The organism is Nonomuraea sp. NPDC050153 (genome assembly GCF_044460125.1).
Lineage (GTDB): Bacteria > Actinomycetota > Actinomycetes > Streptosporangiales > Streptosporangiaceae > Nonomuraea.
This window is the reverse complement of record NZ_JBITJQ010000002.1, coordinates 163,347-184,733: the sequence shown is the minus strand read 5'-3', so window position 1 is coordinate 184,733 and position 21,387 is coordinate 163,347. Positions and strand designations below refer to the sequence as shown.

Below are 21,387 nucleotides of genomic sequence, written 5' to 3'. Positions count from 1 at the left end.
CGGAATACGTTTTCCAGCATCCCCAAGGAGGTCACGTGTGAGTGCTCTCGGCGAGCTCCAGCGCATGCGCAAGGGCAGCCGCGGACCCCTCGGCGGCGGCAAGCGGGACAACAAGGCCGCCTTCGCGTTCCTCGCCCCCTGGTTCGGCGGCCTGCTGTTCATCACGGCCGGCCCGATCGTGGCCTCCTTCGTGCTGGGCTTCACCGACTACAACCTCATCCAGCCGCCCACCTTCAACGGCCTGGACAACTTCGCCCGCATGCTCACCGACGTCCGCCTCCACCGGGCGCTCGGCGTCACGCTGATCTACGTGGTCGTCTCCGTCCCGCTGCAGCTGGCCGCCGCCCTGGGGCTGGCGCTGCTGCTCGACAAGGGCCTGCGCGGGCTGGCGTTCTACCGGTCGGCGTTCTACCTGCCGTCGCTGCTCGGCTCCAGCGTGGCCGTCGCGGTGCTGTGGCGGCAGATCTTCGGCGCGGACGGCCTGGTCAACCAGCTGTTCGGCATCGAGGGCCGGGGCTGGATCTCCGATCCGGACACCGCGCTGTCGACGCTGATCATCCTCAACGTGTGGACGTTCGGCGCCCCGATGGTGATCTTCCTGGCCGGGCTGCGCCAGATCCCGCGGATGTACTACGAGGCCGCGGCCACGGACGGGGCGGGGAAGTGGACGCAGTTCAGGAGCATCACCATCCCGCTCCTGTCGCCGATCGTCTTCTTCAACCTGGTCCTGCAGATCATCCACGCGTTCCAGTCGTTCACGCAGGCGTTCGTGGTCTCCGGCGGCACCGGCGGGCCGTCCGACTCGACCCTGTTCTACACGCTCTACCTGTACCAGCGCGGGTTCAACAACTTCGACATGGGATACGCCTCGGCGCTCGCCTGGCTGCTCCTGGTGATCATCGCCGGCTTCACCGCCGTCAACTTCTGGGCCGCCAAATTCTGGGTCGTTTACGATGACTGAACTCCGAAAGCTGATCAAGCACGCCGCCCTCATCCTCCTCGCGCTGGTCATGCTCTACCCGGTGCTGTGGATGGTGGTCAGCTCCCTGCGACCCGACAACGAGATCTTCCGCCGCCCCGGCCTGATCCTCGACGGGCTCCAGATCCAGAACTACGGCGAAGGCTGGACCGCCCTGGCCTCCCCGTTCGGCCACTACCTGGCCAACTCGGCGATCCTCGTGCTGGCCTGCATCATCGGCAACCTGGCGTCCTGCTCGATGGCCGCGTACGCGTTCGCCAGGCTGGAGTTCACCGGCAAGCGCCTGTGGTTCGCGATCATGCTCGGCACCATCATGCTGCCGATCCACGTGATCATCGTGCCGCAGTACATCCTGTTCTCCCAGCTCGACTGGGTGAACACGTTCCTGCCGCTGGTGGTGCCGAAGTTCCTGGCCACGGACGCGTTCTTCGTCTTCCTCATGGTGCAGTTCATCCGCGGCCTGCCGCGCGAGCTGGACGAGGCGGCCAGGATCGACGGCTGCGGCCACCCGAGGATCTTCCTGCGGATCATCCTGCCGCTGATGCTCCCGGCCCTCGCCACCACGGTGATCTTCACGTTCATCTGGACCTGGAACGACTTCTTCAGCCAGCTCATCTACCTGACGGACCCGGAGATGTACACGGTGCCGGTGGCGCTGCGCTCGTTCGTGGACGCCACCGTCTCGACCTCATGGGGATCCATGTTCGCCATGAGCGTGGTGTCCCTGGCTCCGGTCTTCATCGCCTTCCTCGTCGGCCAGCGCTACCTCATCCGAGGCATCGCCACGACCGGCGGCAAGTAACCCCCCGCGAAGAGGAATCATCATGCGACGAATAGCCCTCGCCATGGCGTCGGTCCTCATGCTCAGCGCGTGCGGCAGCGGCGGCAGCGCCGGTCAGGAGCTGTCGAAGGACCCGGTCACCCTCCGCTTCACCTGGTGGGGCGCGGACGAACGGCACAAGCGCACCCAGCAGGTCATCGACCTCTTCCAGAAGAAGTACCCCAACATCACGGTCAAGGGCGAGTTCAAGGACTGGAACGGCTACTGGGAGAGCCTGGCGACCACGGTGGCGGCCAACGACGCGCCGGACGTCATCCAGATGGACGAGCTCTACCTCTCCTCGTACGCCGAGCGCGGCGCCCTGCTCGACCTCGGCACCGCGAGCAAGTATCTGAAGACCGCCGACTTCGACAAGTCCGCCCTGGACACGGGCGTCGTCAAGGGCAAGCAGTACGCGCTCCCCGTCGGCCTGTCCACGTACGCGATCGTCGCCAACACCGACCTCCTCGACAAGTTCAAGATCAAGCTCCCGGACGACAACACCTGGTCGTGGGAGGACCTGAAGAAGGTCGGCGACGAGGTCTCGAAGGCGGGCGGCGGCAAGGTCACCGGCGTGCAGTCGCTCGGCTTCGACGCGGGCGGGCTCAACATCTGGGCCAGGCAGGCGGGCGCGGCCCTGTTCGACGCGAACGGCAAGGTCGCCGTCCCGCCGGAGGTGCTGACCTCGTACTGGACCTACATCCGCGACCTGGCCAAGCAGGGCGTCACGCCGCCGCCGTCGGTCACCATCGAGCGGGCCGGCGCCTCGCTCGACCAGTCGGGCACGGCCACGAACGCGTCGGTCTTCGCCACCTGGTGGAACACCCAGCTCAGCTCGCTGACCACGGCGAGCGGCACCAAGCTGAAGCTGCTCAGGCTCCCCGGCGAGTCCCAGGCCAAGTCGCCCGGCGCGTACTTCAAGTCCTCGATGTACTGGTCGATCTCGGCGCGCGGCAAGCACCCGGCCGAGGCCGCGCTGTTCGTGGACTTCCTGGCCAACAGCCAGGAGGCGGCCGACATCCTGCTGACCGACCGCGGCGTCCCCGCGAACAGGAAGATCCGCGCGGCCATCACCCCGAAGCTCACTGAAACGGACAAAGCCGCAGCGGAGTACCTGGACACCGCCAAAGTCGGGCAAGCCCCTAGAGTGACCCCGAACGGCGCCAGCGATCTCGAAGCCATCATCAAGCGGCACACGGAAGAGGTGCTGTTCGACCGGGAGACCCCGGAGCAGGCGGCCAAGGCGTTCATCACGGAACTGCAAGCCGAGATCGACGGCGCCTGACAGACCCCCACATAGGAGCATCATCTTGAGTCAACGGAACTACCGGGCCGCGATCGTCGGGACCGGCGGGATCGCCCACGCGCACGCGCAGGCCCTGCTCGGGTCGGGGCGGGCGGAGCTCGTGGCGGTGGCGGACGTGGACGCCGGCCGGGTGAGCGAGTTCGCCGGCAAGTACGGCGGGCCGAGCACCCACGCGAGCCTGGACGACCTGCTGCGGGAGGAGCAGGTGGACCTCGTCCACCTGTGCACGCCGCCCCAGCTGCACGCCCCGCTGGCCATCGCGTGCCTGGAGGCCGGGGTCACGGCGCTGGTGGAGAAGCCGCCGACGCTCTCGCTCGCGGAGTTCGACGCGGTGATCGAGGCCGAGCGGCGCTCGACGGCGCACGTCGCGACCGTCCTGCAGCACCGCTTCGGGGCGGGCGCGCGGCGGCTGCGCCGCCTGCAGGAGGCCGGCGAGCTGGGCCGCCCGCTGCTGGCCACCTGCAACACCCAGTGGTACCGCGACGAGGCGTACTACGCGGTCCCGTGGCGCGGCACGTGGGAGTCGGAGGGCGGCGGCCCGACGATGGGGCACGGCATCCACCAGTTCGACCTGCTGTTCTCGGTGCTCGGCCCGTGGCGCGAGGTCACGGCCGTGGCCGCCCGCCAGGCGCGCCCGGTGGACACCGAGGACGTGTCGCTGGCGCTGGTGACGTTCGAGAACGGCGCCGTGGCCACGATCGTGAACTCCGTCGTCTCCCCGAGGCAGACCTCCCAGCTCCGTTTCGACTACGAGCGCGCCACCGTCGAGGTGGAGCACCTGTACGGCTACACCGACGACGACTGGACCGTGACCCCGGCGCCGGGCCAGGAGGGTGTGCTGGACCTGTGGGCGCAGGGCCGCACCACCACGTCGAGCGGCCACGACGGCTGGCTCGCCGCCGTCTTCGACGCGCTCGACCGGGGCGAGGCGCCGCCGGTCACCGCCGAGGACACCCGCCGGACGATGGAGTTCATCTCCGCGCTGTACGCCTCCGCCTTCACCGGCGAACGCGTGCAGGCCGGACAGATCACTGCTGACAGCCCGTTCGCCCTGCGCATGGACGGCACGGGCGCCCCTTGGGAGAAGGTGAGGAACCCGTGAGCCTGCAGGCCACCCACGCGCTCGGCCGGTCGGTGACCGTCGCGGCCGGCGACGTCGAGCTGTTCACGTACGTCTACAGCCCCGACACGCCGGTGCTGGAGTCGCCCAAGCCGTACCTGCACCCGATCCGCACCCTCGGCGGCCGGCTGGTGTCGCTGTTCCGGCCGCACGACCACGTCTGGCACAAGGGGATCGCCTGGTCGCTGCCGCACGTGGGGGAGCACAACTTCTGGGGCGGGCCGACGTACGTGCACGGCAGGTTCTACGTGCAGCTGGACAACAACGGCAGCGCCACGCACCGCGAGATGACCACGCTGGCGGCCACCGGCGATCGGGTCGAGCTCGGGCACACGCTCGACTGGACCGCGCAGGCCGGCGCCCCGGTCATCGAGGAGCGGCGCTCGCTGGCCGCGCACGTCGTGGACGAGGCCACGTGGGCGCTGGTGTTCGACACGGAGCTGACCAACGTGTCGGGCGGCACGCTCGCGTTCGGCTCCCCGACCACGAAGGGCCGCGAGAACGCCGGGTACGGCGGGCTCTTCTGGCGCGGGCCCCGGTCGTTCACGGGCGGGACCATTCAGTCGCCCGCCGGCGCGGGCGGGGACGAGCTGCGCGGCACGCGCGCCGAGTGGTTCGGCTTCCGCGGCCGGCACGACGAGACCGGCGATCACTCGACGATCGTCATGGTGGACGCCGCCGACAACCCGCAGCACCCGCCGCAGTGGTTCGCGCGCAGCGAGGACTTCGCCTGCCTGTGCCCGGCCCCGTTCTTCAGCGAGGAGGTCGAGCTGCCGGACGGGCAGTCGCTGCGCTTCCGGTACGCGGTCGTGATCGCCGACGGCGACCGGGGCGAGGAGGGGACGGAGCTGCTGGCCAAGCAGGGGAGGGCGGCGCTGGCATGACGTTCCCCGGAGGCACGTCCGTCAGCCGCCTGACGGTCTACTCGGGCAGCCCGTGCGCCGACGGACTGGAGGGCGGCACGCCGCACCTGCACACGGCCTCGACGGAGGCGTACGTGGTCATCGGCGGGCACGGCACGCTGCAGACGCTCGACGTGAACGGGCTGCGCGAGACCGCGCTGAGCGCCGGGACGACCGTGTGGTTCACCCCCGGCACCATCCACCGCGCGGTCAATGGGGGCGGCCTGGAGGTGGTGGTCGTGATGTCGAACGCGGGCCTGCCCGAGGCCGGAGACGCGGTCATGACGTTCCCCCCGGAGGTCGTGGCCGACCCGGACCGCTACCGCGAGGCCGCCGCCCTCCCCGCCGAGGGGGAGGAGGAGGCCGTGCGGAGGCGGCGGGAGCTGGCCGTCGAGGGGTTCCTGCGGCTCGCCGACGCCGCCGCCGAGGGCGACCTCGGCCCGCTGCACCGCTTCTACGACCAGGCCCTCGCCCTCGTCCGCCCCAAGGCGGCCGCCTGGCGCGCGATCTGGGAGGACACGGTCGCCGAGGAGACCCGCCGCACCGCCGGGATCCTCGACGCCCTGGAGCGCGGCGACGGCGCGCACCTGCGGCGCTCCGCCCTGATGGAGAGCCCGCCGCACGACCGGTGGGGCATGTGCGGCAACCTGCGCGCGCACGACGTGGCCCACCCGATCGTCCACACCCCAGAACCGAGCTGATCGCCCACCGGCGCGCCCCCTCGGGGGCGCGCCGCATCACCCCCCAGGAGCCCGGCGATGTTCCCCCAACTGCTGACCGCTGCTGCCATGATCCTGACATTCACCCAGCCGGCCACGATCCCGGCCACCGTTACGGCGGGCGCCACGTACTACGTCGACGCCACGGCAGGCGACGACTCGGCCTCGGGCCTCGACCAGGACCACCCCTGGAAGAGCCTGGGCAAGGTGAACGACACCACCTTCCGCCCGGGTGACCGCATCCTCCTGCGCGCCGGCCGGCGGTGGACCGGCCAGCTCTGGCCCAAGGGCTCGGGAGAGAGCGGCGCGCCGATCACCGTCGACCGGTACGGCGAGGGCGGCAAGCCCCGCATCGACGGCGCGGGCCAGGCCGGCGACGCCGTCCGGCTGTTCAACCAGGAGTTCTGGACCATCCGCAACCTGGAGGTCACGAACGAGGTGCCGCCGACGGGCACCCCCGGCGAGAACCTGCGCGACCTGCGCGGCATCCACGTCTCGGGCGACAACAGCCAGACCCTCGACGGCTTCGTCATCGACGCCGTGGACGTGCACGACGTCACCGGCCAGGTCAACTGGATCAGCGGCAGCACCGACAACAACGCGCCCGGCGTGCGCTTCAAGACCGGGTGGGACGGCTCGAAGAAGACGGGCGGCATCGTGTTCGACACGACGGTGCCCGACATCCACACGCCGCCGGACCAGGCGACCGTGCTGAACGACGTGGTCATCCAGAACTCCACGGTCGCCAACACCTCGTTCGCCGGGATCGTGTTCAAGCAGTACACCGGGGACGGCAAGAACGACGCGGGCGAGACGATCGCCACGGCCACCGGCTGGGGCACGCGGCAGAACGCCGACGACCCCAAGTTCACCCCGCACACGAACATCGTCATCAGGAACAACCACGTCACCCAGGCCGACACCGCCTACGGCTGCAACGGCATGTACATCACGAACGTCCGGGGCGCGCTGGTCGAGCACAACGTCGTCTACCGGGCGGGCACCTCGGGCATCGAGTCGTACTACGCCGACGACGTGACGTTCCAGTTCAACGAGGTGTACGAGACGCAGCAGAAGGCCGGTGGCGCCGACTCCAACGGGATCGACCCGGACAAGGGCACCACCCGGCAGGTCGTGCAGTACAACTACCTGCACGGCAACGGCGACGGCGTGCTGCTGTGCCAGTTCGCGTTCGGTGACGCCGTGGTCAGGAACAACGTGATCGCGAGCAACACCCGCTACCAGATCTACCTGCACTCCGACCGGGCCGCGACCGCCAAGGTCTACAACAACACGATTTACAACGACAAGAGCGACTACCTCATCTACGGGTACGGCTCCTACATCGAGGCCCGCTACGACATCTCCAACAACCTCCTGTACTCCACGCGCCCGGCGACGCTGACGACCAGCCCGACCATCGCCTACGGCCACAACCTGTACGGCGGGGCCGACCTCGCGGTCCCGGCCGGCGACGCGGACGCCGTGGTGGCCGACCCGCTGTTCGCGAAGGCGCCGCCGACCGGCCCGTACGGCACGCCGGAGTCGGGTCCCCGGCTCGACACCGCGTACGGCCTGCGCGTCTCCTCCGGCTCGTACGCGATCGACGCGGGCGCCGAGATCGCCGGGAACGGCGGCCGCGACTACGCCGGAACCCCGCTCTACAACGGCGGCGCGGACATCGGCGCCTTCGAGTACACCACCGCCCAGGGCGCCACCACCGAGTCCGTCATCGGCACCGCCCGCACCCCCTCGGGTGCCCCCGTCGCCGGGGCGACCGTGACGGCGGCCGGGAAGACCGCGACCACCGGGGCCGACGGCCGGTTCGCGATCAGGGACCTCCCCTTCGCCGACGGCGTCGAGGTCACCGCCACCAGGAACGGCTACGCGAGCGCCACCGAAACCGTGGACGTGCGCCCGGGCAACACCGTCACCGTCCGCCTGAGCATGGCCTCGGCCAGCACGGTCGGCTCGGTCACCGGGCGCGTGCTCGACCAGGCCGCCCGCCCGCTGGCCGGCGCCACGGTCACCGTCAAGGACGGCGGCCAGACGCTCGCCAGCGCGACCAGCGGCGCCGACGGCGCCTTCACCGTGGCGGACGTCCCGGTGGGGAACGGGTACGCGGTCCAGGCCACGTCCGGCGGGTACGTGACGGCCACCCGGCCGGGGGTGACCGTGGAGGCCGCCACGGCGACCGACGCGGGCGCGCTGCTCCTCGTCCGCCCGATCCCGGACTACGTGGCCGTGCACGACTTCGACGACCTGCCGGCCGGGCCGCTGACCGGCGGTGACGGCCTCACCGTGAGCGCCGCCGGCGGGAGCGTCGAGGTCGTCGAGACGCCGGGCGGCAGGAGCCTGAAGCTCACCCGCACCGCGAACACCGGCAGCACCAGCGTCTCCCAGGCGTTCGCGCTGAAGGGCGTGGTGACCGTCGAGGCCCGCGTCATGAGCGAGGAGCCCTATACCTCGGGCAACCACTGGTGGTCCGTCCCCTATGTCAGGAACGCGAGCGGCCAGAACGCCGTCAGCCTCGCCTTCACCAAGAACACGATCGTCGCCTACGCGGGCACGACCACGCGCACGGTGGGCGCGTACGAGCCGGGCCGCTGGTACCACGTCAAGGCCGTGATCGACACCGTCAACCAGCGCTTCGACCTGGTCATCGACGGCCGGAAGGCGATCGAGGGCGCCGCGTTCAGGACCGCGATGGACACCGTGGCGCAGATCGACTACTACGCCAACAGCAGCAACTACGGCGGCATCCACCTCGACGACCTCCGGGTCGCCCAGGGCGTCGGCCTCGCCCGCGACGACGCGGGCCTGCTCAGCGTCGACACCAGCCAGGGCGCGCCCGCCGACGGCGTGCTGGACGTGCCCGCCCGGGTCGCCGAGGTGGAGGTGACCGCCGTGGCGCGCAGCCCGTTCGCCAGGTCGGTGAGCATCTCCGGCGAGCGCGCCGACGGCGCGCAGGCGACGCGGAAGGTCACGCTCGGCGCGACGGGGGCCGAGGTGCCCATCGTGGTCACGGCCGAGGACGGCACCGAGGCCACCCACACCCTCCAGATCAGGCGCCGCCCGCTCGCCCAGGACACCACCCTGTCCGCCCTCGTCCCGGACGCGGGCACGCTGGAGCCGGCCTTCGACCCCGACGTCCTCGAATACGCCCTGACCGTCCCCGGGGACCGGGTCGCGTTCACACCGACCGCGCTCAACCCGAAGGCCGCCATCGCGGTCCAGGGCCGGCCGGTCGCGAGCGGCGCCGCCTCCCCGCCCGTCGAGCTCCCCGTCGGCGACACCGAGGTCGCCGTCAAGGTGGTCGCCGAGGACGGCACGGCCGACGCCACGTACCGGATCAAGGTCACCCGTCCCGAGCCCCAGCTGCCGCAGGACGGCGCCACCGCGCCGCCCGCGCGGGCGGCGCTCTCGACCACGAGCGGGTGGCGGGACGGCCTCCACGACGGCGCCTACGACGTGACCATGAACCTCTGGTACGGCGTCAACGCCAGCGTGTTCGTCCTGTACGAGAACGGCAAGGAGATCGCCAGACGCGACCTCACCCCGAAGACGCCGTCGGCCCAGAAGGCCACCGTCCCCGTCACCGGCCGCCGCAACGGCACCTACGTCTACACCGGCGAGCTGCTCAACCAGGCCGGCCGGACCGCCACCACGTCCGCGAAGGTCGTCGTGACCGACGCGAACCCCGGCAAACCCGTGCTCAGCTCCGACAACTGGGACGGCGACGGCGACTACACCATCCGCATGAACCTGTGGTGGGGCACCAACGCCACCTCCTACCGCCTCTACGAGGACGGCGTGCTGGTCGACACCCAGCAGCTCGATGCCGCCACCCCGGCCGCGCAGAGCGCCGCCACCGTCCTGTCCGGACGGCCGGCGGGAACGCGCACGTACGTGGCCGAGCTGGCGAACGCGGCAGGTGTGACCAGGAGCGATCCGCTGACTCTGGTGACAGAATGACGGGTATGGAGGAGGGGTCCACGGCCCCGCCGACCCTGCACGACGTCGCCCGCGAGGCGGGCGTGTCCATCGCGACGGCGTCTCGCGCGCTCAACGGCAGCACGCGCAACGTCAGGTCCGAGAACGTCTCCAGGGTGCGCGCGGCGGCGGCCAAGCTCAACTACGAGCCGCACCTGTCGGCGCAGGCCATCGCGAGGGGTTCGACCAGGACCGTCGCGCTGGTGGTGCGCGACGTGGCGGACCCCTACTTCTCGGCCATCGCCGCCGGGGTCACCCAGGCGGCGGAGGCCGCGCAGCTCATCGTCACCATGGCGGTGGCGGACGGGTCGCCCGAGCGCGAGCTGGAGATCGTCAGGACGCTCCGGGGTCAGCGGCCGCGCGTCATCATCGTCGCGGGCAGCCGGGTCGCGGGTTCCGCGACCCGGGACGCGCTTGTGGAGGAGCTGGAGCAGTACCGGACGGCGGGCGGGCGGGTCGTCATGATCAGCCAGCGTGACCTGCCGTTCGGCACCGTCACGATCGACAACCACGGCGGCGCCCGCGACCTCGCCCTGGCTCTGCTGGAGGTGGGCTACCGGCGCTTCGCCGTCTTCCACGCCCCGGACGAGCTGCGCACGTCCCGCGACCGCCACGACGGCTTCCGCGCCGGGCTGGGCCCCGGCGCGGCCGAGCCGCTGGCGATCGAGACGGCCTTCACCCACGCGGGCGGCTACGACGCGGCGCGCCGGCTGGTGGAGCGGGGGCCGGTGGACGTGGAGGCGGTGTTCGCGGTCAACGACGTGATGGCGATCGGCGCCATGACCGCCTTCCGCGACGCCGGGGTGGTGCCGGGCAGGGACATCGGGGTGGCGGGCTTCGACGACATCGCCTCGGCGCTGGACGTCGTGCCCGCCCTCACCTCCGTGGCCGTGCCGATGCGGGAGGCGGGCCTGAGCGCGATGCGGCTGGCGCTGTCGGAGGACGAGGGCGCACCCGACGTGCGGCTCCCGGCCCGCGTCGTCCTGCGCGACAGCACCCCCGGCACCGCTGTCCCGAGAGGGAGGTAGCCGGCCCGGGCGGGCGAAAAGCACGTGCGGGCCGGCTGCTCCCCAGGGGACGATCATGGCCATGGACTACGAGGAGCTGATCCGCGACGCGCTGGCCACGCCCTTCGAGGGGTGGGACTGGGCGGTGTTCCGCGGCCGGATGACCGCGGACGACGACCTGCCCTGGGACTACGAGCGGCTGGTGCGCGAGCGGCTGCCGCACACGCCGTCCCTGCTCGACCTCGGCACCGGCGGGGGCGAGCTGCTGTCGTCCCTGACACCGCTCCCGCCGCGCACCGCCGCCACCGAGGGCTACCCGCCGAACCTTCCGGTCGCCCGCGACCGCCTGGAACCACTGGGCGTCGAGGTGGCCGAGTCGACCCGGAACTTCCCCGACGGCTCGTTCGGGCTGATCGTCGACCGGCACGAGGCGTACGACGCGCACGAGATCCGCCGCCTCCTGGCCGAGGGCGGCACGTTCGTCACCCAGCAGGTGGCCGGGCGCGACCTGGAGGAGCTCAACGCGGCGCTGGGCGGCCCGCCGCACGAGGACCACGCCTGGGGCCTCGCCACCGCGACCGCCGCGCTCGACGCCGCCGGGCTCGAGGTCACCTGGAGCGCGGAAGCCGCCTATCCCGTCGCGTTCCACGACGTCGGAGCGCTCGTGCTGTTCCTGCGGGTCATCTCCTGGCAGATCCCGGGCTTCGACGCCGGCGCGTACGACGACCGCCTGCGCGCGCTGCACGGCGACATGCCGCTGAAGGCGACCGCCCGCCGTTTCGCCCTGACCGCCCGGCGGGGCTGACACCGCTCCGCACGCTTCAACTTTTTCCGAAATGGAGCGTCTCCCCCGTACTCTCCCGTCGCAGAGACCCGGGAGGTACGGTGAACGACTTCGACCCCGAAGAGCTGGAACGGATCACCGCGCAGGCGGAGGACATGCTGGCCCGCGTCGAGGAGCTCAGAAGCGAGATCGACGTGGTCGTCGGCCACGGCGAGACGGCGGACGGGCTGGTACGCGTGACCGCCGGCTCCTCCGGCCGGCTCATGGACGTCGTCCTCGCGCCGCGCGCCATGCGCCTGGACAGCCACAAGCTGGCCGAGGCCGTGCTGCGGGCCGCGCAGCAGGCCCAGGACGACGTCGCGGCCAAGGTCGACGCGGTCATGGCCGAGTCGCTCGGCGGCGCACTGCCCGGCAGGGAGCTGATCGACGAGGAGTTCGGCAGCGTGCTGGAGTCGTTCGAGTCGTCCATGGACGAGCGGTTGCGGGCCATCGAGGACCGTACCTGTGACAGCCGATGATCGGACACTTCCAGGTTATTTGAAGGAACCTCGCGATCCGCGGCCGTCCCCCTAGGGTGTCCGCGGGCACGTACACGTACGGGATGTGAGTCGGTGGCCATTCGGTGGCGTATCGCGGCGGGACGGCGGGCGGCGGGAATCGTCGCGGGCGCCCTCGTCGCCTTGCTGGTCGGCGTCGGCCTGTTCCTGGGCCAGGGCGTCTCCAGCGCCCGCCCCAAGCTCTCTGACGTCGGGGCGTGGCTCGGCAGCGCGCTCAACGGCGAGGTCGTGCACGCCAACGGCCTGTCCGGGCAGCTGGACGGCCGCGTGGACCTGGCCTCCGCCGAGGGCGAGCCGCTCAAGGTGGTGCAGGACGGCAACAACGTGCTCGTCATGGACTCCACGGGCAAGGTCGGCCGCATCGACCCCACCCAGCTTGAGGTCGCCCAGACCAACACGCTCGGCGCGGGCGGCATGCAGATCGTGATGGGCGGCGGGAAGGCGTACGGGGTCGACCCGCGGGCCGGCACCGTGCAGCAGCTCGACCCGATGACGGTGAGCACGATCGGCTCCCCGCTCACGCTCAAGGCGCCGCTCGGCCAGGCCGGCCTCGGCAAGGACGGCACGCTGTGGGTGCCGGTGCCCGAGGAGGGCACGCTGGTCCAGGTCAAGGACGGCCGGCAGGTCAAGGCCGTGAAGGTCGGCGAGCCCGGCGACCCGCTCACCCTGACGATGGCGAACGGCGCCCCGCTGGTGACGAACTCCGCCGCCGCCTCCGCCCTGCTGATCGGTCCTGCGGGCACCAGGCTCCAGGTGGCCCTGCCCAGCACGGTGACGGGCGCGGGCGGCGCGGGTCTGCTGGTCCCGGCGGTGGCCGAGAGCCAGATCGTGCCGATCCTGGAGCCCAAGAAGGGCGCGCTCGTCCTGGTCGACACCGCCGGCGGCGGGCTGACCACGGTCTCGGTGAAGGGCGGCAAGCTGGGGGCGCCGCAGGCGCTCGGGCGGCGCGTCTACATCGCCGACGAGAGCACGGGCCGGCTCATCGTGTACGACACGGTGGCCAAGGCGTTCGAGCCCGAGAAGGTCGTCACCGGCAAGGCGGGGCCGCTGGAGGTGTTCGTCAAGGACGGGCTGCTCTGGGTGAACGACCAGTTCAGCGAGACCGCCCTGGTCATCGAGCAGGACGGCAGGGGGCACCGGGTCGGCAAGTACGACGAGGCGCTCGGCCAGAAGGACACGCCGACGCCGCTGCCGATCCCGACCTTCACGCCCACGGTGGTGCAGCCGACGCAGGTGCCCACCCGGTCGACCAGGCAGCCCACCGGGAAGCCGACGTCCGTCCCGACGAAGACGAAGACGGCCGCGCCGACCGTGACCGTGACGAAGACCCCCACCCCCACCTCGACCCCCACTCCCACGAACACGCCGACCCCGACGCCGACCCGGACCCCGACGCCCACTCCGACGCCGACCCAGACCCCCGATCCGCCGGGGGCGGTGACGGCCAGGTCCGGGCCCGGCTGGATGGAGGTCACCTTCACGCCCTCCCGCCAGGGCACGGTCAAGGGCTACACGCTCAAGGGCGCGTCCGACGTCACGCCGTCCCGCGTGCAGCCCGACGGGCCGTACCAGTTCCGGGTGAACGGCGGCAGGTGCGACCAGGAGTACACCTTCACCGTGGTCGCCGCGTGGTCCGGCGGCGAGGTGGAGTCCCCGCCGTCCGTGCCCGTCCGTCCGTGCGTCGCGCCGGGCCGGCCGTCCGACTTCGCCGCCAAGGCCAAGAACCACGGCGCCGACCTGACCTGGTCGGCCCCGGAGAACGCGAAGGACGGCGGCGTCAGCTACACCCTGGACGGCCCCGGCAACCACCCGGCGACCTCCGACGGCGTCGGCGCCGAGGTCACCGGGCTCAAGAACGGCCAGTCCTACACCTGGACGCTGCGGGCCAAGAACGCGGCGGGCGAGAGCGAGGACCGCGCGGAGGCGACAGCCGACCTGCGCCCGCCGTCCGCCCAGTTCAGGAACGCCAACAACAACGACAGGGACACCCTCATCCGCTCCGGGCCGAGCGCCGGCGCCGAGGCGGGGCGCATCCCCAAGGGCGAGTACATCACGATGACCGTGCTCTGCCAGCAGAAGGGCGCGGCCTTCACCGACACGGACACCGGCATGAGCAGCGACGTCTGGAACAAGGTGGAGTCCAGCCGGGGCAACGGATGGCTCAACGACGTGCTGATGGACACCCCGAAGGGGGGCTTCCCCGCGGCCCCGCTCTGGGAGTGCGAATGATCACCAGGGCGGGGTGGGGCCTGGCGGCCGCCTCGGTGCTGGTCTACGCCGTGGGGGCGCCGCTCGGGTACGCCCAGGCGGCGGTCCTTGCGGTGGCGGGGCTGGCCGCCGTGGGCGCGAGCGCGCTGTGGACGCTCCGGGGCGCCGGGCTGGACGTGCGCCGGGAGCTGACGCCGGTGAAGGTGGCCAGGGGCGAGCCCGCGGTGGCGCTCCTGCACGTGCGGAACACCGGCCGCCGGCGTCACGCCGGGCTGGTGGCCCGCGACACCTGCCGGGGCACGTCCGTCACGGTAGAGGTGCCGGCGCTGGCGCGCGACACCGCGCGGACGGTGTCGTACCGGCTGCCCACCCGGCGGCGCGGGGAGACGCCCGTCGGGCCGCTGCTGCTCGACCGCACCGACCCGTTCGGGCTGGCGCGGCGCTCGATCGCGTACGGGCGCACCGACCTGCTCCTGGTCCGGCCGCGTACGGTGCCGCTCGCGCCCCCGCACGCCGGCCGCCGGCGGCACCTCGACGGGCTCGACTCGCGCTCCGCGCCGAGCGGGGCGATCAGCTTCAACGGGCTGCGCGACTACGTGATCGGCGACGACCTGCGGCACGTCCACTGGCGCTCCACGGCCCGCACCGGCGTCCTCATGGTCAAGGAGCTGACCGACGTCAACCTGCCGAGCACCGTCACCGTCCTGGACACCCGGCGCTCGTCGTACGAGGGGGACGACGAGTTCGAGCTGGCCGTGGACGTGGCGGCGTCGGTGGCCTGCGCCGTGACGCGCGACCGGTTCCCCGTGCGGCTGCTCACGGGGGAGGGGGAGCTGCTGCACGCCAAGGGCGGGCCGGGCGAGGCCGAGGAGGTCCTGGACCGGCTCGCCGTGGTGGAGCGCTCCGAACAGGCGGACGCGCCGCTCCACGCCCTGCGGCGGGCGGGCTCGGGCGGGGCGCTGGTGCTGGTCAGCGGCACGTTCGCGAGCCTCACGGACGCGGCCGCCGTGCGTCGCCGCTTCGACGAGGTGCTGTTCGTGCGGGTCGGCGACCCGGTGGAGGGCGGGCGGCCCGCGGCGGCGGGGGTGACGGTCATCGAGGTCAGCGACCTGGCGGAACTGGCGGCGGCATGGCCCCGGTAGCCCGCCCGGCATCGGGCGACGTCGCGGTGCCACAGGGGCGCACCGCGACGTCGCCGGGCGCCGGGCAGGTGCAGGCAGGCGGGCCCGGAGCCGGGGCGGCGGGTGGTGAGCCGTCGGGGCCGGGGGTGCCGGGGGCCGGGGCGCACGGGCCGGGGCCGGCGGTGCGCGGGCCGGCGTCCGTGGGGGTCGTGGCGCTGCTGGCCGCGACGGCCGGGCTCGCGTTCGACGGGGTGTTCACGCCGGCCGCCCTGCTCCCCGTGGTCGGCGTGGCCGCCGGGGTGCCGTGCGTGCTGTCGCTGCTGCTGTACGGGCGGCTGCCGCTGTGGGGAACGATCCCGGTCAGCGTGCTGGGCTGGCTGGTGGCGGTGTCGGCGACCCTCTTCAGATCGGAGGCCTGGCTCGGGTTCCTGCCCGGCCCGGCCGCCGTACGCGCGGCCCTGCTCGGCGTGCGCGACGCGGGCGGCCGGCTCCTGACCACGATTCTCCCAGCGGCGCCCGACAGCACGGCCATCGTGCTGGTCAGCTTCCTGGTCTGGGCCGCCGCCCTGGCCGGGGCCGAGATCGCGCTGCGGTCCAGGGCCGTCATGCTGCCCGCCCTGGCCGCGCTCCCCGTGCTCGCCGTCGCGGTCGTGCTGGGGGTCGCCGGGGGCGGGTCCGTGGTGCCGTACGCGGCGGCGTTCGCCGGGCTCACCCTGCTGCTCGGCCTGGTCAGGGCGGTCAGGTCGGCGGGGACGGCCGCGGTGGGCGTGCCGCTGCTGGCCTGCCTGGTGCTGGCCGCCGTCGTCACGGCGCCCGCCCTGCCCATGGCGTCCCGCCCGTACGACGTGCGCCGGCTCGTGGAGCAGCCCCCGCCCCGGCCGATCACCGGCGTGAGCGCGCTCGACCAGGTGTCGGCCTGGCTGCAGAACCCGCAGCGCGAGCTGTTCACGGTCGCCACCCCCTCCGAGGCGAACCTGCGCCTGGCGGTCCTGGACGCCTTCGACGGGGTCACGTGGACGTCGGGCGCGGGGTTCGTCCCCACGGGCGGGCGGGTGCCGGGGCGGGAGGGCGGCGGGGACCCGGTCACGCAGCGGTTCACCCTGCAGAAGCTCCCGGGCCCGTGGCTGCCCGCCGCCGACCGGCCGACGCTGGCGAAGGGCGCGGGCATCGTGGTCGATCCCGCGACCGGCATGCTGGCCGGCACGCAGGCGCGCGAGGGCATGACGTATGAGGTGACCTCGGGGATCCGCCACTACACGGCGGAGGACCTGCGCGCGGCCGTCCCCGCCGCCGACCCGGCCGCGCTGCGGTTGCCGGACGGGCCGGACGGCCGTACGCCGCCGCAGCGGGCCCGCCTGCTCGCCATCGCCCGCCGCGCCACCGCCGGGGCGCAGAACCCCACGCAGCGGGCTGCCCGGCTGGCTGCCTACCTGCGCAAGCACGCGGTGAACGACGTCAACGCGCCGCCCGGACACGGCTATCGCAGCATCGAGTTCTTCCTGACGGAGTCGCGCAGGGGGACGACGGAGCAGTTCGCCGCCTCGTTCGCGCTGCTGGCCCGCGCGATCGGGCTGCCGAGCCGGATCGTCGTGGGCTTCCGCCCGGGAGCGGGCTCCGGCGGGGTGCGGCAGGTGCGGGGCGGAGACGTGCTGGCCTGGGCCGAGGTCGAGTTCGAGGGGGTCGGGTGGGTGCCGTTCTACCCGACGCCCTCGCGTACGCGCTCGGGAGAGGGTGGCGACGTGGCCGAGGGCGCGCCGAAGCAGGCGCGGGAGATCGAGCAGGCGATCAACAGCGACTCCTCCGAGCCCAAGCCGACCCCGACGGCGGCCAACCGGTCCACCCCGACCCCGGCGCCCCGGCCCGGCGGCTCCGCCGGCCCGCTCGTCTGGGCGGCCGTGCCCGCCGCCGCGCTCCTCGCGTACCTCCTCGCGGTGCTCGTCGTGCCGCCGCTGAGGCGGATGCGCCGCCGCCGGGCCGCCGCGCCCGCCGCCCGGGTGGTCGGGGCGTGGCGGCAGACGGTGGTCAGGCTGCGCGTGGCCGGGATCCCGGTGCCCTCGGACGCGCTGACGGCCGGCGAGGTGGCGTCCTTGGCCGAGTCCGCGCTGGGCGCCGCCGCGCGTGAGCCGCTCACGACGCTCGCCGACCTGGCCAACCTGGCGACGTTCGGGGCTGCGCCCGTGGACCAGGCCGACGCCGACCTCGCCTGGCGGCACTTCGTCGGTGTGGACGCGCTGGTGCGGCGGAAGGCCGGCCTGGCGACCAGGATCGCGCACCGCCTGTCGCCGAGGTCCCTGGTGGGATAAGCCCGCCTCAGGAGGGCGGCGGGGTGGCCAGGGGGAGCACGATCGGGGGCTGGACCTGGTCGTCCTGGCCGCCCGGGCTCGTCTCCGAGGCGCCGCGGATGCACAGGGACGACGACCACGCCACCGACGAGGGCTGGCCGAGGGCGATCACGGCGCCGACCTTGAAGCAGTAGCCCGTGACCGGGTCCAGGCCGCCCAGGGTGTAGGTGTTGCCGCCGCTCGCCGTCGGCACCAGCCGGTTGCCCGGAGCCTGCTGGATCACCACGGGATAGCCGCTCTTGCGTACCGCCTTCCACGCGAGCGTCACCGTGGTGCCGTTGTCGGAGACCACTTTGAGGCTCTTGGGACGGTACGCGGCCACCGTCGCGGGATCGACGGTCTGGCGGCGCGCGGGCTGCTCGGACGGCCTCGGCGTCTGCGGCGGTGTCTCGCCCGGCGGTGTTCGCCGGCCGGTCGGCTGCCCTGTCGGTTGCTCTGTCGGCTGCCCCGTCGGCTGTCCTGTCGGCTGCTCTGCCGGCCGGTCCGTCGGCTGGTGGTCGGCCTGGGGCGGCGTGCCGGTGTCCTCGGTGTCGAGCGCGGCGGCCGTCGCGCCTGCGGGTTGCCGCGTGTCGGCGCCGGGCCGGCCGTTCATCGCCAGTGCCACGCTGCCCACGCCCACCAGTACGGCCAGCACCGAGGCCGTGGTGACCAGCAGCGGGACCCGGCTGCTCCGGCCCGGCTCCGCGGCGGGTGCGTGGGGCGCGGAGACCTCGGGGGGAGGCTGGGAGAAGGGTTGGGGGCCGGTGGGCGGCCTGACCTGGGAACGGTCGGGATCCACCGTCCAGACCAGCTCACGCGGCCCCGACCGCTCCGCCGGCCCCGAGTCCTCCGGCGCGGGGGAGGGGAGGCGGGCGGTCGGCGGTAGGGCCGGGTCTCCGGTGGGCAGGCGGGCCGTCAGGGGCGGGGCGGCGATGGGGGCGACGGCGGCCAGGTCGGCGGCCGTCGGGCGGGCGTCCGGGTCCTTGGCCATCGCCTTCAGCAGGGTCTCGGCCAGGTCCGCCGGCACCGCGGGCGGGAGCGGCGGCGGCGCCTCCGTCAGCACCCCGAGCACGAACTTGGCCGTGCCCCCCGCCCCGTCCAGCGGGAACGCGAGCCGTCCCGCCAGCAGTTCGTACACCATCGACCCGAGCGAGTACACGTCGGAGGCGGGCACCGGCGGGTGGCCCTCCAGCTCCTCCGGCGCCGCGTGCACCGACGGGAGGGTGCCGTCGGGCAGCTCCACGATCGACATCAGCGCGGACATGGCGAACCCCGTGAGCATCACCCCGCGACCGGCCATGATGACGTTCTCGGGCCTGACCCGGCCGTGCACGCCCCCTGCCGCGTACGTCGCGGCGAGCGTGCCCGCCACCGCCCGCAGCAGCCCCACCGCCTGGTCGGGCGGCATCGGCAGGCTCCGCCCCGGCCGCTCGGCGAGCGTGATGCCGCCGTGGAGCGGCGTCACCAGGTACGGCCGCCCGTCGCCGGTGGCCCCCACCTCAAGCACCGGGATCACGCCGTCGTGGGCGGCCAGCTCCTCGGGGAAGCCGAAGCCGCGCACGATCCGCTTCAGCGCCCGCCGGTCCGCCCGGTGGCACGCGAGCGTCTTGACCAGCACCTCGGCACCCGTGGTCGCGCTCTGCGCGAGATGCGCGGTCCACGGGCCGTCCTGGCCGGCCCGCTCCAGCAGCCGGTAGCCGCGGACCCGCTCGGTCGTCACCGTCATGCGATCACGGACGGGCCGCCCATGTCATCGGTCTCGAACGCCTCGTCCTCCACCATCGGGAGCCTGGTCTGGTCGCGGTCCCGCTCGTTCCCGTTCTGGCCGCCGCCCATCATCGGCGGCATCATGCCCATCGGCATGCCGGTGGCGCCCAGTCGGCCCGCGCCGCCCGCGGGCGATCCCGAGCCGCTGAGCTGAGTGGCCGGGGCGCTGCCCGGGAGGGTGCCGGGGCCGCCGCCGGTGGGCTGGCCGGTGGTCCCGCCGGGCGGCAGGTTCGTCTGCGGCAGGCTTGTCTGGGGCGGCAGGCCCGCGAGGTTCGTGGTGGGCGTCTGGGGCAGGTTGGGGTTGTTGAGCTCGGGGCTCTTCAGGTCCGGGGTCTGCGGGCTCTGGAGCGAGGGGTCCTTCAGCGACGGATCCTTGAGCGAAGGGTCCTGGAGCGAGGGGTTCTGCGGCGACGGGTTCTGAAGGGACGGGTCCTGGTAGCCGGGGGTGTCGAGGCCGGACGGGGTGCCCGGCAGGCCGAGACCGGAGGTCCCGTACGGGGAGCCCAGGCCGGAGCCCGCGTACGGGCTGCCGGTCAGACCGCTCGGCAGCGTCGGCCCGGGCCCGAGGGACGGGTCGGTCATCCCCACCTGGGGGGCCGAGGAGCGCTGCTCCACATAGCCCGCGATGGACCCGTAGACGTCCCCCATGAACCTGTTGAGCTGCCGCAGGTGATGGCGGGCGAGCGCGTGGCCGTTGGTGTCGCTGCCGAAGGCGTCGCCGAGGTCGTCGTCGAGGCCGACGCCGCCCGTCCGCGGCACGTTGTTCTGGAACCAGGGGAGCACCCGGGCGCCGTACCACTCCAGGGGCACGCCGACGGAGTCGGCGGCGATGCTGATGCGCGCGAGGTCGCGCTGCAGCTCGCCGACGGTCTCGAAGATCTTCTGCAGGGACTCGCCGCCCAGCGTCTCCGCGATGCGCCCGGCCTGGTTGTGCAGCAGCTTCACGGAATCGGCGCACATCTCGGCGATCTCCTTGTACCGCCTGCCCGCGTCGGCGACGCGGGCCGGGTTGGTGCCCTGGATCAGGGCGGCGACGCCGTCGCTGCTGTCCGAGTCACCGCCGTTGGCGGTGGGCCCGATGTCGTCGATCTGCGGCGCCCGGGTGTCCTTGAGCGCATCTGTCCAGTAGTCGGTCATTCCGTTCCCCGTCAGGTACGCGTGCGCAGCCCGCCCGCGATGGACTGGTCGGCGGTCTTGGCGGTCTTGACGGTGTCGTCGAGCGCCTGCACCACTGCCGCGTACACCGAGTAGACCCGGTTGATGGCGGCGTCCAGCGTGCTGTGCGCCTTGTCGGTGGTCGCCTTCATGTCGGCGGCGGCCTGCCAGTTGCCGAGGTCGCGCTCCGTCAGCCCGGCGAGGGTGAGCCGGACCTTGAGGCTCTGGCCGCCCAACTCCCCCTGCAGGCGCTTGAGGTCCTGGCGGAGCTGCTCCACGGGAGACGACCGGAGCGGCTTGCCGGTGGCCGGGTCCTCGTACTCGCCGACCTTGATGAACATCTCCTTCTTCGCCGTCCCCGGGTCCACCGGGTTGCGGGCCAGCAGGGCCTCGCGGTCGGCGTCCGTCGGCGTCCTGGGCGTCTCGGGCGGATAGTCGCCGTTGCGGTGGAAGTGGATGTGGTCGGCGTACGACTCCTCGATGTTGTCCGGATCGAAGTCGAACTCGGTGCCGCTGAAACCGCCCTCGTAGGTCTGGTTGATCTGCGGCCGCTGGTATACCGACAGGCCGAGTCCCGGCCTGGGGTTGCCGTGCGCGTCGCCTCCCTCGGGCGCAGGTGTCGACATGC

General features: G+C 72.9%; 16 protein-coding genes. 13 read left to right on the top strand and 3 right to left on the bottom strand.

Features of this window, described 5'->3' with window-relative positions:
- The first annotated feature begins 64 nt into the window (after positions 1–64).
- The 13 genes from ACIBQ1_RS05155 (at position 65) to ACIBQ1_RS05095 (ending at position 17,819) form a co-directional block, all read left to right on the top strand.
- Positions 65–961, top strand: a complete 897-nt coding sequence (locus ACIBQ1_RS05155; RefSeq protein WP_397275531.1) for a carbohydrate ABC transporter permease — start codon at positions 65–67, stop codon at positions 959–961.
- Positions 954–1,781 (top strand): carbohydrate ABC transporter permease, encoded by an 828-nt coding sequence (locus ACIBQ1_RS05150; protein WP_397274709.1) that lies wholly within the window; start codon positions 954–956, stop codon positions 1,779–1,781. The genes ACIBQ1_RS05155 and ACIBQ1_RS05150 overlap by 8 nt, the downstream gene beginning before the upstream one ends.
- Before the next feature lie 22 nt (positions 1,782–1,803).
- Complete coding sequence (locus ACIBQ1_RS05145) at positions 1,804–3,084, top strand: ABC transporter substrate-binding protein (RefSeq protein ID WP_397274708.1); 1,281 nt, start codon at positions 1,804–1,806, stop codon at positions 3,082–3,084.
- Positions 3,085–3,109: 25 nt separating this feature from the next.
- Positions 3,110–4,207 carry a Gfo/Idh/MocA family protein gene (locus ACIBQ1_RS05140; RefSeq protein WP_397274707.1) on the top strand — a complete coding sequence of 366 codons (1,098 nt, stop codon included), beginning with the start codon at positions 3,110–3,112 and terminating at the stop codon, positions 4,205–4,207.
- Positions 4,204–5,109 (top strand): PmoA family protein, encoded by a 906-nt coding sequence (locus ACIBQ1_RS05135; protein ID WP_397274706.1) that lies wholly within the window; start codon positions 4,204–4,206, stop codon positions 5,107–5,109. The genes ACIBQ1_RS05140 and ACIBQ1_RS05135 overlap by 4 nt, the downstream gene beginning before the upstream one ends.
- Positions 5,106–5,828 carry a cupin domain-containing protein gene (locus tag ACIBQ1_RS05130; protein WP_397274705.1) on the top strand — a complete coding sequence of 241 codons (723 nt, stop codon included), beginning with the start codon at positions 5,106–5,108 and terminating at the stop codon, positions 5,826–5,828. The genes ACIBQ1_RS05135 and ACIBQ1_RS05130 overlap by 4 nt, the downstream gene beginning before the upstream one ends.
- A 57-nt stretch (positions 5,829–5,885) precedes the next feature.
- The gene (locus ACIBQ1_RS05125; protein ID WP_397274704.1) at positions 5,886–9,821 is read left to right on the top strand and encodes a carboxypeptidase regulatory-like domain-containing protein; all 3,936 of its coding nucleotides are present in this window, start codon (positions 5,886–5,888) and stop codon (positions 9,819–9,821) included.
- Positions 9,822–9,826: 5 nt separating this feature from the next.
- Positions 9,827–10,867, top strand: a complete 1,041-nt coding sequence (locus ACIBQ1_RS05120) for a LacI family DNA-binding transcriptional regulator (protein WP_397274703.1) — start codon at positions 9,827–9,829, stop codon at positions 10,865–10,867.
- Between the two features lie 55 nt (positions 10,868–10,922).
- Positions 10,923–11,651 carry a class I SAM-dependent methyltransferase gene (locus tag ACIBQ1_RS05115; protein ID WP_397274702.1) on the top strand — a complete coding sequence of 243 codons (729 nt, stop codon included), beginning with the start codon at positions 10,923–10,925 and terminating at the stop codon, positions 11,649–11,651.
- 80 nt (positions 11,652–11,731) lie between these two features.
- On the top strand, positions 11,732–12,148 hold the full coding sequence (locus ACIBQ1_RS05110; RefSeq protein WP_397274701.1) for a YbaB/EbfC family nucleoid-associated protein: 417 nt from the start codon (positions 11,732–11,734) through the stop codon (positions 12,146–12,148).
- A 93-nt stretch (positions 12,149–12,241) separates the two neighbouring features.
- On the top strand, positions 12,242–14,416 hold the full coding sequence (locus ACIBQ1_RS05105; RefSeq protein WP_397274700.1) for a hypothetical protein: 2,175 nt from the start codon (positions 12,242–12,244) through the stop codon (positions 14,414–14,416).
- The gene (locus ACIBQ1_RS05100; protein WP_397274699.1) at positions 14,413–15,537 is read left to right on the top strand and encodes a DUF58 domain-containing protein; all 1,125 of its coding nucleotides are present in this window, start codon (positions 14,413–14,415) and stop codon (positions 15,535–15,537) included. The genes ACIBQ1_RS05105 and ACIBQ1_RS05100 overlap by 4 nt, the downstream gene beginning before the upstream one ends.
- Complete coding sequence (locus tag ACIBQ1_RS05095; protein ID WP_397274698.1) at positions 15,525–17,819, top strand: DUF3488 and transglutaminase-like domain-containing protein; 2,295 nt, start codon at positions 15,525–15,527, stop codon at positions 17,817–17,819. The genes ACIBQ1_RS05100 and ACIBQ1_RS05095 overlap by 13 nt, the downstream gene beginning before the upstream one ends.
- A 7-nt stretch (positions 17,820–17,826) precedes the next feature.
- Here the strand turns inward: ACIBQ1_RS05095 and ACIBQ1_RS05090 are convergent, their stop codons facing one another.
- The 3 genes from ACIBQ1_RS05090 to ACIBQ1_RS05080 are packed head-to-tail and all read right to left on the bottom strand — an operon-like array spanning position 17,827 to position 21,385.
- Positions 17,827–19,563, bottom strand: coding sequence for a protein kinase (locus tag ACIBQ1_RS05090; protein ID WP_397274697.1), 1,737 nt, complete (start codon positions 19,561–19,563; stop codon positions 17,827–17,829).
- The gene (locus ACIBQ1_RS05085; RefSeq protein WP_397274696.1) at positions 19,560–20,741 is read right to left on the bottom strand and encodes a hypothetical protein; all 1,182 of its coding nucleotides are present in this window, start codon (positions 20,739–20,741) and stop codon (positions 19,560–19,562) included. Before ACIBQ1_RS05085 ends, ACIBQ1_RS05090 begins: the two co-directional genes overlap by 4 nt.
- An 11-nt stretch (positions 20,742–20,752) precedes the next feature.
- Positions 20,753–21,385, bottom strand: coding sequence for a hypothetical protein (locus ACIBQ1_RS05080; protein ID WP_397274695.1), 633 nt, complete (start codon positions 21,383–21,385; stop codon positions 20,753–20,755).
- Between the last annotated feature and the right edge of the window lie 2 nt (positions 21,386–21,387).

Excerpts from the sequence above, each read along its gene's own strand:
- ACIBQ1_RS05155 (WP_397275531.1), top strand. The coding sequence starts at position 65 with ATGCGCAAGGGCAGCCGCGGACCCCTCGGCGGCGGCAAGCGGGACAAC.
- ACIBQ1_RS05150 (WP_397274709.1), top strand. The coding sequence starts at position 954 with ATGACTGAACTCCGAAAGCTGATCAAGCACGCCGCCCTCATCCTCCTC.
- ACIBQ1_RS05145 (WP_397274708.1), top strand. The coding sequence starts at position 1,804 with ATGCGACGAATAGCCCTCGCCATGGCGTCGGTCCTCATGCTCAGCGCG.
- ACIBQ1_RS05130 (WP_397274705.1), top strand. The coding sequence starts at position 5,106 with ATGACGTTCCCCGGAGGCACGTCCGTCAGCCGCCTGACGGTCTACTCG.
- ACIBQ1_RS05125 (WP_397274704.1), top strand. The coding sequence starts at position 5,886 with ATGTTCCCCCAACTGCTGACCGCTGCTGCCATGATCCTGACATTCACC.
- ACIBQ1_RS05120 (WP_397274703.1), top strand. The coding sequence starts at position 9,827 with ATGGAGGAGGGGTCCACGGCCCCGCCGACCCTGCACGACGTCGCCCGC.
- ACIBQ1_RS05115 (WP_397274702.1), top strand. The coding sequence starts at position 10,923 with ATGGCCATGGACTACGAGGAGCTGATCCGCGACGCGCTGGCCACGCCC.
- ACIBQ1_RS05100 (WP_397274699.1), top strand. The coding sequence starts at position 14,413 with ATGATCACCAGGGCGGGGTGGGGCCTGGCGGCCGCCTCGGTGCTGGTC.
- ACIBQ1_RS05095 (WP_397274698.1), top strand. The coding sequence starts at position 15,525 with ATGGCCCCGGTAGCCCGCCCGGCATCGGGCGACGTCGCGGTGCCACAG.
- ACIBQ1_RS05090 (WP_397274697.1), bottom strand. The coding sequence starts at position 19,563 with ATGACGGTGACGACCGAGCGGGTCCGCGGCTACCGGCTGCTGGAGCGG.
- ACIBQ1_RS05085 (WP_397274696.1), bottom strand. The coding sequence starts at position 20,741 with ATGACCGACTACTGGACAGATGCGCTCAAGGACACCCGGGCGCCGCAG.
- ACIBQ1_RS05080 (WP_397274695.1), bottom strand. The coding sequence starts at position 21,385 with ATGTCGACACCTGCGCCCGAGGGAGGCGACGCGCACGGCAACCCCAGG.